This is a genomic window from Streptococcus sp. HMSC071D03, assembly GCF_001812125.1.
GTDB classification, from domain to species: Bacteria; Bacillota; Bacilli; order Lactobacillales; family Streptococcaceae; genus Streptococcus; species Streptococcus pseudopneumoniae_N.
Genome location: NZ_KV807726.1, coordinates 17,200 through 30,304, shown reverse-complemented (window position 1 = coordinate 30,304; position 13,105 = coordinate 17,200). Strand labels below are relative to the sequence as shown.

Sequence of the window (13,105 nt, the reverse complement as noted above, 5' to 3'; positions counted from 1 at the left end):
GTAGGAACTTTAGGAACTACTTCGTCCTTAGCAACAACCTTAGTTGCTGGCTCAATAACTGCTACCTCAGTTTCACTAGCAGATACCCCAGTAGTTACCCCAAGAGCCGAGATTGCAAGCGTTGAAATAACTGCTTTTTTGATGGCGCCATGGCCTTGTGCGTTTGATTCCATCATATAAACTCCTTTTGATAATTTTATAGTCCTATTTTATCACATATTGTAGCGTTTTAAAACTATTATATGTGATATTTCTCTTCAATAGTAGTTGGGGCACCACTTATTTCATCTAATTTTAAAGTACTTTAAAAACAACATTTTCCTAGTTTATATTATCATTCCTATAATACCCTTAAATGCAACATTTGTTAAGAAAACAAACAGGACAACATCATAATGTGAGAATAGTTAAAATTTATAAAAAAAAAGCCTGAGGCTTAGTCAAAAATTCCTAAAATGCGGGAATCTCTCCTACTTCAAACTTATAATTCGTATACACGAATTATAAGAATAATGAGGTTTCACCTCAAACACCAATTTATTCATAAAAATTTATTTTCAATTGTTTATTCCCTAAAGGGAATTATACTCCAAAATCAAGATTCTGTCAAGTTAAATTTCAGTTACAAATCTTTACCCTCCCCCCCACACAAGTGCTGTGGGGGATTTTTTTGTTTTTTCTAAACTTTTTTCACTTTTTTGTCCGACGACACCCCAAAAAATCTCCTTATAAATAAGAACAACTGTCCAGCTCATGACACTAAACCGAGCAAGAGCCCATTCACTATTTTGTCCAAAAGAAAGGTAAAGAATTATGACAAAAAAACAGAACTCAAAACAACCCAAACCTGACAAGGTCGCTATCCGCAGAGAAAAAAAAATTAAGGAAGCGATTGAATGTGGCAACTGGAAAAGAGTTGTCCATCTTCTATCATTACCACTCGAAAACGCAGAAAGAAGAGACAGGTATCATGGAAAACTCAGCATCAATTTCACCTATAAGAGGAAAGAAATGCTTGACTTTCTACCTGACAATTCCAGACACTCCAATCCTCTTGAATCACTCATTTATGAAGAAGATATGAAGATTGTCTATCAGACAATTGACGAGTTTGACGACATCGAACAAACCATTATCTTTGGTTACTTCTTTGAAGATAAGAAGTTCACTCAATTAGCTAAAGAAGTTCACCTCAGTGACAAAACAGTCAAAAGAAGGCTAGAAAAATCACTCAAACTTCTGAGGGAAAAACTTGAAGAATAAATAAAAAACTGTCCAGCTCATGACGCTAAACCGAGCTTGTCCCTTTTCACTTTTAAGCTTCATATAGAAAGGTATAGCCGTATGAAAATCAAACCACAAAACCGCAAAGGCGGATACTCAAATAAAATAGCAGAACAATACGTAAATCTTCAAGCGCCTATTCACTTGCTCAGTGATGAGCTTGAATCACAACAAAAATTCGAGGATGGAAAGCCAACTGGTGAAATTATCGCCTACAAAACATGGTTTGGACAAAAAGGATTACCTCCTTTTCAAGTGAAATTTACAGAAGCACCTGACCTACCAGACTACCTGTCTTTGGTTTCCTTTGAAAATCTAATGGCATGTGAAGTGAACTACAATGTTTACTTCAAAGCAGATGGTATTAAGGAGGTTAAATAATGGTGTCTAAAACAGATGCCGTCTTGCAATCATACTTGCTCCAGAGCCTTAATATGGCTCTTGGAGCCTTGATGCAAGGCGAAACAAGTTATACAAACAGTTTTAACATTGTCATTCAAGAAAACGGTTTTATTTTCATCCCACGGCTTCCCTGTGCCTATATTTTAGATGATGAGCTCTATAATAAAATCTTCTTGATTGCTAACGCATCCCTATACCCACATTATACTTTATTGAAGCAAAATGCAACATACTTTGTCCCTCTAAAAACGGATGATATTCATGTTCAGCGAGGACTCTTCTTTCCGTGGAAGATGGGAATTTCAAAACGATTGGTCATTCCTGACCTTGATAGATATACAACAAGTTTGCCCAAAAATCAAATTCCAATTATGGAAAATTTTACGCTTAATCTTGATAAGGTCAATCACATGGCAATCTGTGGAAATAGTGGTTCGGGTAAATCTTATGCTCTTACTTATCTACTAAGTGTGCTCAAAAATCAATCTGATTTAATTATCGTAGACCCAAAATTTGACACGCCTAGTCGTTGGGCTCGTGAACATCAAATTGCCGTGATTCACCCCGTTGAAAATCGGTCTAAGTCTGATTTTGTATCAGAAATCAATGAGAAATTAAGTCAATGTCTGGAACTGATTCAAAAACGTCAAGCAATCCTATACGAGAATCCACGTCATGAGTTCACTCATATGACAATTGTGATTGATGAGGTTCTTGCATTATCCGAGGGAGTCAATAAGACGATTAAAGAATCATTTTTCTCACTCTTGTCTTCTATCGCACTTCTTGGACGTGCTACAAGGATTCATTTACTATTGGTTAGCCAAAGGTTCGACCATACTACCATTCCCATTTCTGTTCGCGAACAACTTAATGTCCTCATCCAGATTGGCAACATTAACAAGAAGACGACACAATTTCTGTTTCCCGACCTCGACCCAGAAGGTATTGTTATTCCTATTGGGCATGGAACAGGTCTGATTCAAGTGATTGATAACGAACATCCTTATCAAGTTCTACCTTTGCTATGTCCAACCTATTACACTACGAAAGGAATTTTATAGATTATGAGAAAAACGAACTTTCAAAAAAACATACATCCCGCAACTACCCTTTTTATAGTGGGGATCCTATCCATGTTTATTGCAATTCTATTGAGGTTTGGGATGAACCCCTTGGAAAACAGTATCTATTTCACATCTCTGTTTGATTTCCTGCGCTTGCTTCACTTTATCAGCTCATCTATCTCTTTCTTGTCCCTTCTCTTATTCTTTGGATTATTTGGCTATGAAATTAAGATACGACAGAGAGAAGATAGAATATCTAACCTCTTTAAGTCCATCATACAGACCTTTTCACTTCGCCTTTTTCTTATTCAAAGAGAACACTCAGAATCTGTAAGCACAAGCGAACAAGGGAATGTAAAGAGATACAATCCTGTCAACAAACAGTTCAATAAAGCGATTCAGAAAGTGGTTGTAGATATACGAGAGGAAAGCACAACCTTGATTATTCCTGTCCCCAAATCTCAACAAGCCATTAGAATTCTAAAAGATTTAGAAACAATCATCAGTGAAGAAATTTCTAGTCGCAATCCTGACTATTATTTTTCAAGAGCTGAAAGAAAGGGCATGGACTTCTACTTTATCGGAACGAGACGTAAATGATAGGAAGGGCGCTATGGCGCACGAAGTGAGCGCCACCTAGCGCCCTTCGGTTTAATTTAATACCGTATATGGACTAACGGGTTACTACGACCCCGTTAGTCCAATAATCAATAATCACAAAAATATCAAATAAAGCGTGTCCCACCTTCCGAAGACACCCTTCTAAATCTCCTTATAGATAGAAATACAATTTGAAAGCGAGACATATTGAATATGGCAAAAGAACAACGTTCTAATAAATGGGCTTTTCTTTTCTACAGAGAGAGCGCCCCAGAAAACTATTTGGAAATCCTTGAAGGTTTTCATATCCCCTTTATCTTATCACCTTGGCATGATAGAGATATCAATCGAAAAACAGGGGAACTTAAGAAAGCTCATAAACATGGAGCCTTTTTCTTTGATTCGCTTAAAAGCTATAATCAAGTATCTGAACTCATCAAGGATAAATTAAAGGGACCTGCTCATGTAGAGCCTATTATGTCTCCCAAGGGGATGTATGACTACTTTGTTCATGCGGAGAATCCTAAAAAGACTCAATACAAAATTGATGATATAGAAATAGGATGCGGATTTGAATTAGACAAATTCCTCATAAACAATAACAACGATGATTTTCTATCAACTATTATTGACGTGATAGACAAGAAGAATTTCACAGAATTTAATCATCTGGTTAGATATGCGAGAGAAGAAAATCCGACCTTATTAAGGCTTATAGTAGATAAAACTTACTTTTTTGCTAAGTATTTAGATTCACGAAGGTATAGCACAGACAAAAGCAAAATAACTTCATCAGAAAATTCTTTGACGAATACTCCTAATGAAACTAATGACGTCATATCAAGCACTACTTCAATAGAAGTATAATGGAGGAAAAGCTATGCAAGTAATCTTACCAGATGAGCAAATTCATCAAATTCAACTCTTACTCTCTAATCTTATAAATAAAGAAATCAGAGAGCAATTAGACAAGAGCGGTATCGATAGCCCCTATTTGAACAAGCAACAAGCTTGTAACTATTTAGGTATATCAAACAATACACTGGATTCTTGGATTGTAAAAGGCCTACCCAAAATCAAAATCGGTAAAACGATTCGATTCCATAAAGACGCTATCGACCAATGGCTAAACTCACATAACTAGAAATATCAAGATTTTTGTTTTATAATAGTCATGATATTTTCTGGTTCGATACACAAGGAGAATATCATGACTATCACTAAAACCAAAAATGGTACTTATCGTTTAAAAATCTACATTCCAATAGAAGCTCGAATGCCACTTGGAATCGTCAGCAACAACTACTACGATAAACGATTCAAAACAAGAAAGGAGGCAAGACAAGCAGAGATAGACTTACTCACGAAGTTAAACCAAATTGAAGACAATGCGTTTTCGGGACTAGGCAAAGAAGATATTCTTTTCTCAGACTTCTATAATAATATTTGGTGGGAATCCTATAAAGCGGGGCAAACCACATCTACTTCAAAACCACCAAGCAGGTCAACAATTGCCAATACCAAAACATGTTTTGAAAAGCATATACTACCACTTCTTGGCAACTATACGATTCAATTTTTAAACCAAAATAAACAGGTTATTCTAAATTTGATGACGTCAAAAGCTAACGAATATGCAAACTTCAAAACTTTACGAAGTTATGTTATTTCTATTTTTGATTGGGCAGAAGAACTTGAGTATATTGAAGCAAATAGAGTTGCAAAAACTTTAAGGCGAATTAAGGCTGTCAAAAAAATTCAACTTGCAGAATCAAAACGTGATGAAGATTTATATTTAACTCATGAGCAACTCCAAGAGTGGTTTTCAGCCTTTAAAGAGGATTTAGAGAATGATAAAATATCACTCAAAGATTACGTCCTTTTCTATCTCACTTTTTTCCTCGGAGATAGGAAATCAGAAACATATGCTCTCCAGTGGAAACATATCGACTTTTCAAAATCTCAGATTCAGTTAATTCAGGCTTTAGATAGATACGGACAAGTAAAATCTACCAAAGGAAATAAAAAAACTATCTTTTCTATTTCTAGTGACTTACTTCAACTTCTGACTTCATGGAAAAAACAACAAAAATATGAACTGGCAAAGTTTGGTATCATCAGTAATCCAGAACAATTCATCTTCACTTATATAGATACCAGAGGGAATATCAATAAACCCCTACATTCTGACTATCTTAATAATAAGATGAAAACTATCAGAAAGCGACACCCAGAGCTTACACACGCTACACCACATAAACTACGTCATACGGGAGCAACGCTCGCTAAACAGGCTGGAATGAGCTTAGAAGCCATTTCCGAAGCTCTAACACATAGCGACACAGGTACAACACAGATTTATGTCAATACTTCTAACGTAGTCCCTATGGCAGTCGGTGAATTTGCTTTAAAGTCTCTAAAACAATAAGGTGAAAATAAGGTAAACTTTGAGGTGAACTTTTTCAAAAAAAAACGAAAAAAGCACCCATGAGGTAAACTCTTGAATGCTTTGAAACGTTGATATAATCGTATTGATTAACGTTTTGAGAATTGTGATGCTTTACGAGCTTTCTTAAGACCTGGTTTCTTACGCTCAACTTTACGTGAGTCACGTGTAAGAAGTCCTGCGCGTTTCAATGAATCGCGGAAGTCTGGGTCTACTTGAAGAAGGGCACGAGCGATACCGTGACGGATAGCTCCTGATTGACCAGCGTATCCACCACCTACAACGTTAACGAAAACGTCGTATGAACCTACAGTTGAAGTAACTGCGAATGGTTGGTTGATGACAAGACGAAGGTCAGCGTGTGGGATGTACTCTTCAACATCTTTTTTGTTAACAGTGATTTTACCAGTTCCTGGAACAAGGCGAACGCGTGCAACAGCGTTTTTACGACGTCCAGTACCTGCATATTGTGCTTGTGACATACTTTATTGTTCCTTTCCTTAGATAAGTCCTGAAATATCAAGAACTTCTGGTTGTTGTGCAGCGTGAGTGTGCTCAGCTCCAACGAATACTTTCAATTTCATACCTTGAGCGCGGCCAAGAGTATTGTGTGGAAGCATACCTTTAACTGATTTCTCGATCAAACGTACTGCATTTTTAGAACGAAGTTCACCAGCAGAGATTGATTTCAATCCACCTGGGTGGTTTGAGTGAGTGTAGTAGATCTTATCAGATGCTTTTTTACCAGTCAATTTAACTTTTTCAGCATTGATAACGATTACGAAGTCACCTGTATCAGTGTGTGGTGTGAATGTTGGTTTGTTTTTTCCGCGAAGTACGCTAGCAACAACTGCTGAAAGGCGTCCAAGAGGTACATCAGTTGCGTCAACAACGTACCATTTGCGTTCTACTTGGCCTGGTTTAGCCATGAATGTAGTTTTGTTCATGATTTCTCCTATATGAATATCGTTTTTGTTTACAGGGCGGATGTTCCGGTCCGCGGGGTATTTGAAAGGTTCCGGGGCCTTACAAATGGGGTAAACAATACCGTCTACTATTGTATCAAAATTCTCAGATAAAAGTCAAGAGATTGGAAAAATATTTTTTTATTTCTGCCAGATTCTCAACCTTTTTTCTGCCTGCTCCTGAAGGACTGTCTGAAAAATTTTAGAGACTAAGTAAATAGCGCAAGTCAAGAATAGCGTTACCACTAGATAATTGATCAGACGACCGTGGTCTCCAACCAATGGGGGTCTTGTCAAAAATCCATAATCTCCACCTGTTACTAAATTAACTACGAAAATCAAGGCATTGAGCGAAGACGTGATAATTAGGATTCGTTTGAAATCCAGTAAACTAGCATCGTAGTCCTTCAGGAGATAAATCAAGGAATTTCCAAGAAGGGCTAAGTGTCCGAAAATAAAGGACAAAATGGCAATGTGGGGGAAGGGATAGGGATCTGGCACTGGATAAATAAAAGCTGCCAAAGTTCCAAAGGTTCCCAATACAGCAAAATACTGCTTGACTCTAGAGACACCCGGAGTCAAAAGTACTACAAACATAGCCAAACGGCAATGATAAAAAGGAAGACTTTCTGTTAAAGGCATCTGATTAACCAAATACCATCCGTAGAGCAGGATTAGCTGTACCGCCTGTAAAATCTTGAAAAATCGTTGACAGACTTTTTTCTCACCATAACGGTAGGCAAGAAATACAGTCAATGCTAATAAAGTAAATAGACTTCCATACCAAAGAAGGTCAAATTGGGGTGGCTCCGTCGGCTGCGTACTAAATAAAGCATCCCAAAAATTCATGTAACTTTCCTCATTTTCATATAAGCCAAGCTCTTACTTAACTCTATAGAGCCTAGCTTACATTTATTTCTTATATTTTTGTGTTCCAAAGAAGCTAAGCCTTCAAGACAAATTTACTCTTGAAAAATTTTTCTTATCGAAGAACATTAGTCTTCTTCTTGCAAACTTTCTACTAAATTGGCTAGATTCATAGAGTTAGAACCTTTAAGCAAGATTTGGTCATGTGCTCCAAGATTTTCCTTGACCTGCTTGACCATAGCTTCAAACTGATCTTCTTCAGCAGTTTTCTTGAAGTAATAAACATGGCCGATTGGGAAACATTGACTGGCTAATTGAGCCAAGTCAGCGATGTCTTCGCCATAGAAAATAACGGTATCAAGGACATCGGGTGTAATGCTCAAAATCATCTGATTGTGGAGTTGAACAGACTGGTCTCCAAGTTCTTTCATATCCGCCAGAACTGCGAGTTTCTTGCCACCTTCATTAGCGGGGATAGCTGAAAAAGTTTCTAAAATCAACTTCATAGCTGTTGGATTGGCATTGTAGACATCTGATAAGATATCTGCTCCATTGGCAGCTTTTTTCCACTCGGTCCGATTACGGGTCAACTCTAGATTTTGGAAGGCTTGACCAATCTGCTCCTCCGTCACTCCTTCTTGCAGGGCAACGTAAGAAGCTATCATAGCATTGGTCGCATTGTACTTACCAGTTACTGGCAAATCAATAGCTTGCTCCAAGAAATTAGTCTTGAAGGTTAAGCTATCCTTACGCTCGATCAAGTCTGTAATTTCGAGTTCTGCACCTGGACCAAAGCGAACCACTTTTTGCTCAGTAGGTAGATAATCATCTACAATAGGATCAGCTGACGCTAAAAGCAAGCCCCCTTTCTCCATACCATCAGCGATTTGCAATTTCCCTTTGGCAATCTCTGAACGGTCCTTAAAGAAGGCCAAATGAGCTTCCCCAACTAAGGTCACAATAGCTGTCTTTGGATGAGCCAGTTCAGATAAAAGATGGATATCTCCTAAATGATCCTGCCCCATTTCCAAGACTAACTTTTCAGTATCATCTGGCATATGGAGAACTGTATAAGGTAGTCCAATCTCGTTATTGTAGTTCCCTTGTGTTTTGTAGGTTTTGTAGCTTGTAGAAAGTAAATGGGCTAACATATCCTTGGTAGTGGTCTTTCCATTTGAACCTGTAACAGCAAGGACATCTACACCTGTCTTTTGAAGATAATAAGCCGCAAGTGCTTGAAAGGCTGCTAAAACATCCTCTACTAAGATGTAGGGATGCCCTTCGACTTCCTTCTCTGATAGAGTTACAGCAGCGCCGTTTTCAAAAGCTGTCTCGACAAAGTCATGTCCATCACGCGCCCCCTTTAGTGGCACAAATAGATCACCGGCTCCAATAAAACGACTATCAAACTCTGCCTTGACTAGTGGACTATCTGGATAGACTGATACGTCATTTTTAGCACCAACAAGACGCGCAACTTCGTGAATCGTAAGTTTCATATTTACTCCTTTAAAAAGGGGCAAGAAGTCTCTTCCCGCCCTTATGCCTGTCTTTACAATAGGTGCGCTTCACGCTTGTCAAAACTTTCCTTAGCAAGATCAACCAAACGCTCGATTAGTTCTGGATAAGAAATTCCCATATTGTCCCAAAGCAAGGGATACATAGACCATTGAGTGAAGCCTGGCATGGTATTTAACTCATTTAGGAAAACTTCTCCCTTATCTGTATAGAAGAAGTCGCAACGCGACAAACCAAGTCCACCGATAGCACGGAAGGCAGTTTCGGCATTCTTGCGCATAATCGATATCACATCATTGCTAATCTTAGCTGGGATATCCATAGTAATTTTGTTATCGATATATTTGGCATCATAGTCATAGAAGGCTACGTCTTTGACAACTTCACCAGGAAGCGTGCTCTTGACATCATAGTTTCCTAAAAGTCCAACCTCGATTTCACGGGCATTTACCCCTTGTTCTACCAAGACACGACTATCGTACTTGAAGGCAAGCTCTAGAGCTTGATGGAGTTCCTCTTTATTTTCAGACTTAGAAATCCCAACACTAGAGCCCATATTGGATGGTTTGGTAAAGACTGGATAAGTTAATTTTTCTTCTACTTCTGCAATCTTAGAAGCCAAATTATCCCCTTCAACGATAGCTACGTAAGGAACTTGGGCAATCCCAGCAGACTCCAAGACACGCTTGGTAGTAATCTTATCCATAGCAAGACTTGAAGACAAGATGTTGCAACCAACATAAGGCATTTTCAAGACTTCTAAGAAACCTTGAACGGAACCATCTTCTCCCATAGGTCCATGAAGAACTGGAAAGACTACTGCTCCTTCTTCGTAGATAGCACTTGGAGTAATTTTCTTGTTCCAGTCAATGCTATCGTTAGTCATGAGACGATCATCCTGACTTGGAGTTTGGGTAAATTCTTGTGTTTTGATAAAGTCTCCAGACTGGCTAATGAAGAAAGTTTTTACCATGAAGCGATCATAGTTAACCGCACGCATGACACTCTCAGCTGACAAGACAGACACTTCACGTTCTGCACTGCGTCCACCATATAATAGAATAATTGTTTGTTTCATATGATTGTCCTATTTCTACTAGAATACTCGCCTTTTAGTATATCACATTTGTCTATTTTTTTAAACTTGAATAGCACAAAACAAGAAAAGAGATTGGAAGAAAAATGGTCCAGTCTCTATGTTCTTAAATATTTTATACCTGCTAGCTAAGTATTTAGCGATTTAACCTCATAGACTAAAGCTCTGTACGATTTTCAATGGCCCTTAGGAGTGTTACTTCGTCCGCATACTCGATATCAGCTCCCACTGCTAGACCTCGTGCTAGACGAGTAACCTTAATCCCTGCAGGCTTAAGCAAACGAGAGAGATACATGGAGGTCGCTTCACCATCAGCAGTTGCATTGGTGGCTACGATGACCTCTGAAACCTCGCTATCCATGAGACGAGTCATGAGACTTTTAAGATTGATATCGTCAGGGCTAATGCCATTCATTGGTGAAATGAGGCCGTGCAAGACATGGTATAGTCCATGGTATTCTTGGATATTTTCCATAGCCGCTACATCTCGGCTATCCTCTAATACTAGGATAGTTGTCTGGTCACGACTAGGATCCGTACAGATAGAACATGGATCATCATCCGTTAAACGTCCGCAAATCGAACAATAGGTCAATTCTCGCTTAGCTGAAAGGAGATTTTTAGCAAATTCGTTGACGTCATCATCCGGCATTCCAATAGTATAAAAGGCTAGACGGGTTGCTGTCTTGATCCCAATACCCGGAAGTTTAGAATAACTGTCAATCAACTTAGCAATAGGTGTTGGATAAAGCATGGCTTCCTTTCTAATTCATTGGATGGTGTTGGTTGTATAGATTGATAATGTCGCGAGCAATTGCTGGCCCAACATTTTTGGTTAAATTGGTATTATGAGGAAAGACTACTGCAACTGCAATTTGAGGATTTTCTGTTGGAGCATAGGCCACGGCATTGGTATTATTAGCTTCTTTTTGACCACCAGCTACATAGCTTTCAGCTGTACCGGTTTTACCACTGATAGAAACAGTGGCACCATCTGAAAACGCCCGTCCTGTCGTTAGGGGACTAGTTCCATGCGATACTTGGTAAAATCCTTGGTGCAAGATTGCCATATCTGATTCAGAAATATTGACCTTGTTGATTTCCTTGGTATTTATTGCTTGGATTAATTCCCCAAGGCCACCCTTATCATTGTTGTCGTATATTCCCTCGACAATATGTGGAGCTAGACGAACACCATTGTTAGCAATAGTTGCAACGTACTGGGCTAATTGCATCGGTGTGTAGTTATCAAACTGGCCAAAAGCATTAGTTAAATAATTAGCCAAGTCAAATTTTTGGGGGATAAATCCTGTTGATTCCTCGGGCAAGTCAATACCTGTAGAAGCACCCAAACCATACTCACTAAAAGTCGCGCGTAGTTTTCCCATGGCAGACTCAAGTTGGTTGGTTTTGACTGTCATATTTGGTTGATAGGTCTGACCCATCATTCCTAGCGCAGTTTGAACCATGTAGGCATTAGATGAATATTCTAGAGCCTCAACGGCTGTAACCGGAAAGGAACCGTAATAAGGGGTATACCAGGAATTGATAGGGGCAGAACCTTGGAAGACGATTGGTTGGTCTGTCAAGGTTTGGTTGCCTGACAAGACTCCATTTTCCCAACCAGAACTGATGGTTGCCGCCTTAACGACAGACCCTGGTACAAAAACATTGGTCACTGTTCCTAGTGAGTCTGGTGTCAAGTCTCCTGTTTCTAGATTGTGTTTAATTCCTGACATTGCCAATACAGCACCTGTCTTAGGATTAAGGGCTACTGCATAAACACCTTCTGAGTATTTAGCACCACCATTTGTAAGTTCAGAATTAAAATAACTCTTCAAAAGGCTGTCTACGCTATCTTGGAAGGACAAATCAATGGTTAATTTGATGTTTTTCCCCTTGCTACCTTCTTCGATATTTTCTACGCTCTCCATGTCTCCGTGCTTATCCAAATGGATTTCCTTGACGGTCCGTTTCCCTTGCAAGACCTCTTCGTATTGCTTTTCAAGATAGGAAGTCCCGACTCGGTCATTGAGCGAATAGCCTTTTTTCAAATAAGTGTCTACTTCTTCTGCTGGAAGACCGGATTTTTCACTAGAAACAGTTCCGACAATAGATGAAAGAGACGTCTCTAAGATCTTTCGATCCCATGAGGTAGAGATAGAAATACCTGGCAATTCCTTAGACGCAGAAGCAATCACAGCTACCTGTGTATCGCTCAAAGGATCGGTTTGAATATTCCCAGTCGCAAAATTACCAACTGCATTGAGCTGGTTAAAAAGGTAGATAACCTTCTTTTCATCCTCTGAATAGTTCAGTTGATCAGAAGTGATACTCTCAGCAGCATTGTTATAAAGTTGAGCTTCGGACAGCTGATTGCCATCAGAATCAAAACGTTTATCCTTAGGAAGAGCCTCTACCGTTTTTTTATAGACAGCTGGGTCCGCTAGATAATAGTCAGCCATTTGACGTTCTGTCAAATCTGGTGAGGCAACTGTTACATACGTTAAGAGTTTAGTGGAAATATCCCTTAAATCAGTAGCTGTCATCTTATTGCTTCGTGTGAAAGCCACTACTTGTTTGACGGTATTTTCTACCAAGGGTTTTCCAGCCGCGTCATAGATTTCTCCTCGAGCAGAGCCCGTTGTTACCCTAGTTTGGCTAGCAGATGCTAGCTTAGTTTCATAAAAATCCTTGTTCAAAACTTGCATATAGAGCAAGCGACCAATGATAGTCATGAAAAGCAAAATAACGATTGCAAACAACAAATTAAGCCGAGTTGGTATCGAATGGCTATTAAATTTTCTCATACAAAGCAGTCTCATTTCTAATCAAAATCTTACTCTTCATTGTACCATAA

14 protein-coding genes are annotated in these 13,105 nt (G+C 38.9%); 7 read left to right on the top strand and 7 right to left on the bottom strand.

The features are described from left to right. Window positions 1-813 precede the first annotated feature (813 nt). From HMPREF2837_RS03555 to xerC, 7 genes are all read left to right on the top strand, one after another. The gene (locus HMPREF2837_RS03555; protein ID WP_075230655.1) at window positions 814-1,263 is read left to right on the top strand and encodes a sigma-70 family RNA polymerase sigma factor; all 450 of its coding nucleotides are present in this window, start codon (window positions 814-816) and stop codon (window positions 1,261-1,263) included. An 81-nt stretch (window positions 1,264-1,344) separates the two neighbouring features. Beyond that, entirely contained in the window at window positions 1,345-1,665 is a 321-nt protein-coding gene (locus HMPREF2837_RS03550) for a hypothetical protein (RefSeq protein ID WP_075230654.1), read from the top strand. Next, on the top strand, window positions 1,665-2,750 hold the full coding sequence (locus HMPREF2837_RS03545) for an AAA family ATPase (protein ID WP_075230653.1): 1,086 nt from the start codon (window positions 1,665-1,667) through the stop codon (window positions 2,748-2,750). Before HMPREF2837_RS03550 ends, HMPREF2837_RS03545 begins: the two co-directional genes overlap by 1 nt. Window positions 2,751-2,822: 72 nt before the next feature. Then, window positions 2,823-3,353 (top strand): hypothetical protein, encoded by a 531-nt coding sequence (locus HMPREF2837_RS03540; protein ID WP_261674331.1) that lies wholly within the window; start codon window positions 2,823-2,825, stop codon window positions 3,351-3,353. A gap of 213 nt (window positions 3,354-3,566) precedes the next feature. Continuing rightward, entirely contained in the window at window positions 3,567-4,220 is a 654-nt protein-coding gene (locus HMPREF2837_RS03535) for a replication protein (RefSeq protein ID WP_075230651.1), read from the top strand. A gap of 13 nt (window positions 4,221-4,233) precedes the next feature. Beyond that, the gene (locus HMPREF2837_RS03530) at window positions 4,234-4,497 is read left to right on the top strand and encodes a helix-turn-helix domain-containing protein (protein ID WP_061418099.1); all 264 of its coding nucleotides are present in this window, start codon (window positions 4,234-4,236) and stop codon (window positions 4,495-4,497) included. A gap of 66 nt (window positions 4,498-4,563) precedes the next feature. Beyond that, complete coding sequence (xerC, locus tag HMPREF2837_RS03525; RefSeq protein WP_075230650.1) at window positions 4,564-5,781, top strand: site-specific integrase; 1,218 nt, start codon at window positions 4,564-4,566, stop codon at window positions 5,779-5,781. Between the two features lie 107 nt (window positions 5,782-5,888). Here xerC and rpsI read toward each other — a convergent pair whose 3' ends face one another. From rpsI to pbp2b, 7 genes are all read right to left on the bottom strand, one after another. Beyond that, window positions 5,889-6,281, bottom strand: a complete 393-nt coding sequence (rpsI, locus tag HMPREF2837_RS03520; protein ID WP_000075973.1) for a 30S ribosomal protein S9 — start codon at window positions 6,279-6,281, stop codon at window positions 5,889-5,891. A gap of 18 nt (window positions 6,282-6,299) precedes the next feature. Continuing rightward, window positions 6,300-6,746 carry a 50S ribosomal protein L13 gene (gene rplM / locus HMPREF2837_RS03515; protein WP_001044622.1) on the bottom strand — a complete coding sequence of 149 codons (447 nt, stop codon included), beginning with the start codon at window positions 6,744-6,746 and terminating at the stop codon, window positions 6,300-6,302. Window positions 6,747-6,905: 159 nt separating this feature from the next. Then, the gene (locus HMPREF2837_RS03510; protein ID WP_049548131.1) at window positions 6,906-7,613 is read right to left on the bottom strand and encodes a YwaF family protein; all 708 of its coding nucleotides are present in this window, start codon (window positions 7,611-7,613) and stop codon (window positions 6,906-6,908) included. A 146-nt stretch (window positions 7,614-7,759) separates the two neighbouring features. Further along, entirely contained in the window at window positions 7,760-9,130 is a 1,371-nt protein-coding gene (gene murF / locus HMPREF2837_RS03505) for a UDP-N-acetylmuramoyl-tripeptide--D-alanyl-D-alanine ligase (protein WP_049548132.1), read from the bottom strand. A gap of 53 nt (window positions 9,131-9,183) precedes the next feature. Continuing rightward, window positions 9,184-10,227 (bottom strand): D-alanine--D-alanine ligase, encoded by a 1,044-nt coding sequence (locus HMPREF2837_RS03500; protein ID WP_049548133.1) that lies wholly within the window; start codon window positions 10,225-10,227, stop codon window positions 9,184-9,186. Between the two features lie 175 nt (window positions 10,228-10,402). Next, window positions 10,403-10,999, bottom strand: coding sequence for a recombination mediator RecR (gene recR, locus HMPREF2837_RS03495; RefSeq protein WP_049548134.1), 597 nt, complete (start codon window positions 10,997-10,999; stop codon window positions 10,403-10,405). A 10-nt stretch (window positions 11,000-11,009) separates the two neighbouring features. Then, on the bottom strand, window positions 11,010-13,055 hold the full coding sequence (gene pbp2b / locus HMPREF2837_RS03490; RefSeq protein WP_049548135.1) for a penicillin-binding protein PBP2B: 2,046 nt from the start codon (window positions 13,053-13,055) through the stop codon (window positions 11,010-11,012). Window positions 13,056-13,105 lie beyond the last annotated feature (50 nt).

Bases quoted from the DNA above. Each gene is read 5' to 3' on its own strand.
- HMPREF2837_RS03510 (WP_049548131.1), bottom strand. From the start codon at position 7,613: ATGAATTTTTGGGATGCTTTATTTAGTACGCAGCCGACGGAGCCACCC.
- rpsI (WP_000075973.1), bottom strand. From the start codon at position 6,281: ATGTCACAAGCACAATATGCAGGTACTGGACGTCGTAAAAACGCTGTT.
- HMPREF2837_RS03555 (WP_075230655.1), top strand. From the start codon at position 814: ATGACAAAAAAACAGAACTCAAAACAACCCAAACCTGACAAGGTCGCT.
- rplM (WP_001044622.1), bottom strand. From the start codon at position 6,746: ATGAACAAAACTACATTCATGGCTAAACCAGGCCAAGTAGAACGCAAA.
- xerC (WP_075230650.1), top strand. From the start codon at position 4,564: ATGACTATCACTAAAACCAAAAATGGTACTTATCGTTTAAAAATCTAC.
- HMPREF2837_RS03550 (WP_075230654.1), top strand. From the start codon at position 1,345: ATGAAAATCAAACCACAAAACCGCAAAGGCGGATACTCAAATAAAATA.
- pbp2b (WP_049548135.1), bottom strand. From the start codon at position 13,055: ATGAGAAAATTTAATAGCCATTCGATACCAACTCGGCTTAATTTGTTG.
- recR (WP_049548134.1), bottom strand. From the start codon at position 10,999: ATGCTTTATCCAACACCTATTGCTAAGTTGATTGACAGTTATTCTAAA.
- murF (WP_049548132.1), bottom strand. From the start codon at position 9,130: ATGAAACTTACGATTCACGAAGTTGCGCGTCTTGTTGGTGCTAAAAAT.
- HMPREF2837_RS03530 (WP_061418099.1), top strand. From the start codon at position 4,234: ATGCAAGTAATCTTACCAGATGAGCAAATTCATCAAATTCAACTCTTA.
- HMPREF2837_RS03535 (WP_075230651.1), top strand. From the start codon at position 3,567: ATGGCAAAAGAACAACGTTCTAATAAATGGGCTTTTCTTTTCTACAGA.
- HMPREF2837_RS03545 (WP_075230653.1), top strand. From the start codon at position 1,665: ATGGTGTCTAAAACAGATGCCGTCTTGCAATCATACTTGCTCCAGAGC.
- HMPREF2837_RS03540 (WP_261674331.1), top strand. From the start codon at position 2,823: ATGTTTATTGCAATTCTATTGAGGTTTGGGATGAACCCCTTGGAAAAC.
- HMPREF2837_RS03500 (WP_049548133.1), bottom strand. From the start codon at position 10,227: ATGAAACAAACAATTATTCTATTATATGGTGGACGCAGTGCAGAACGT.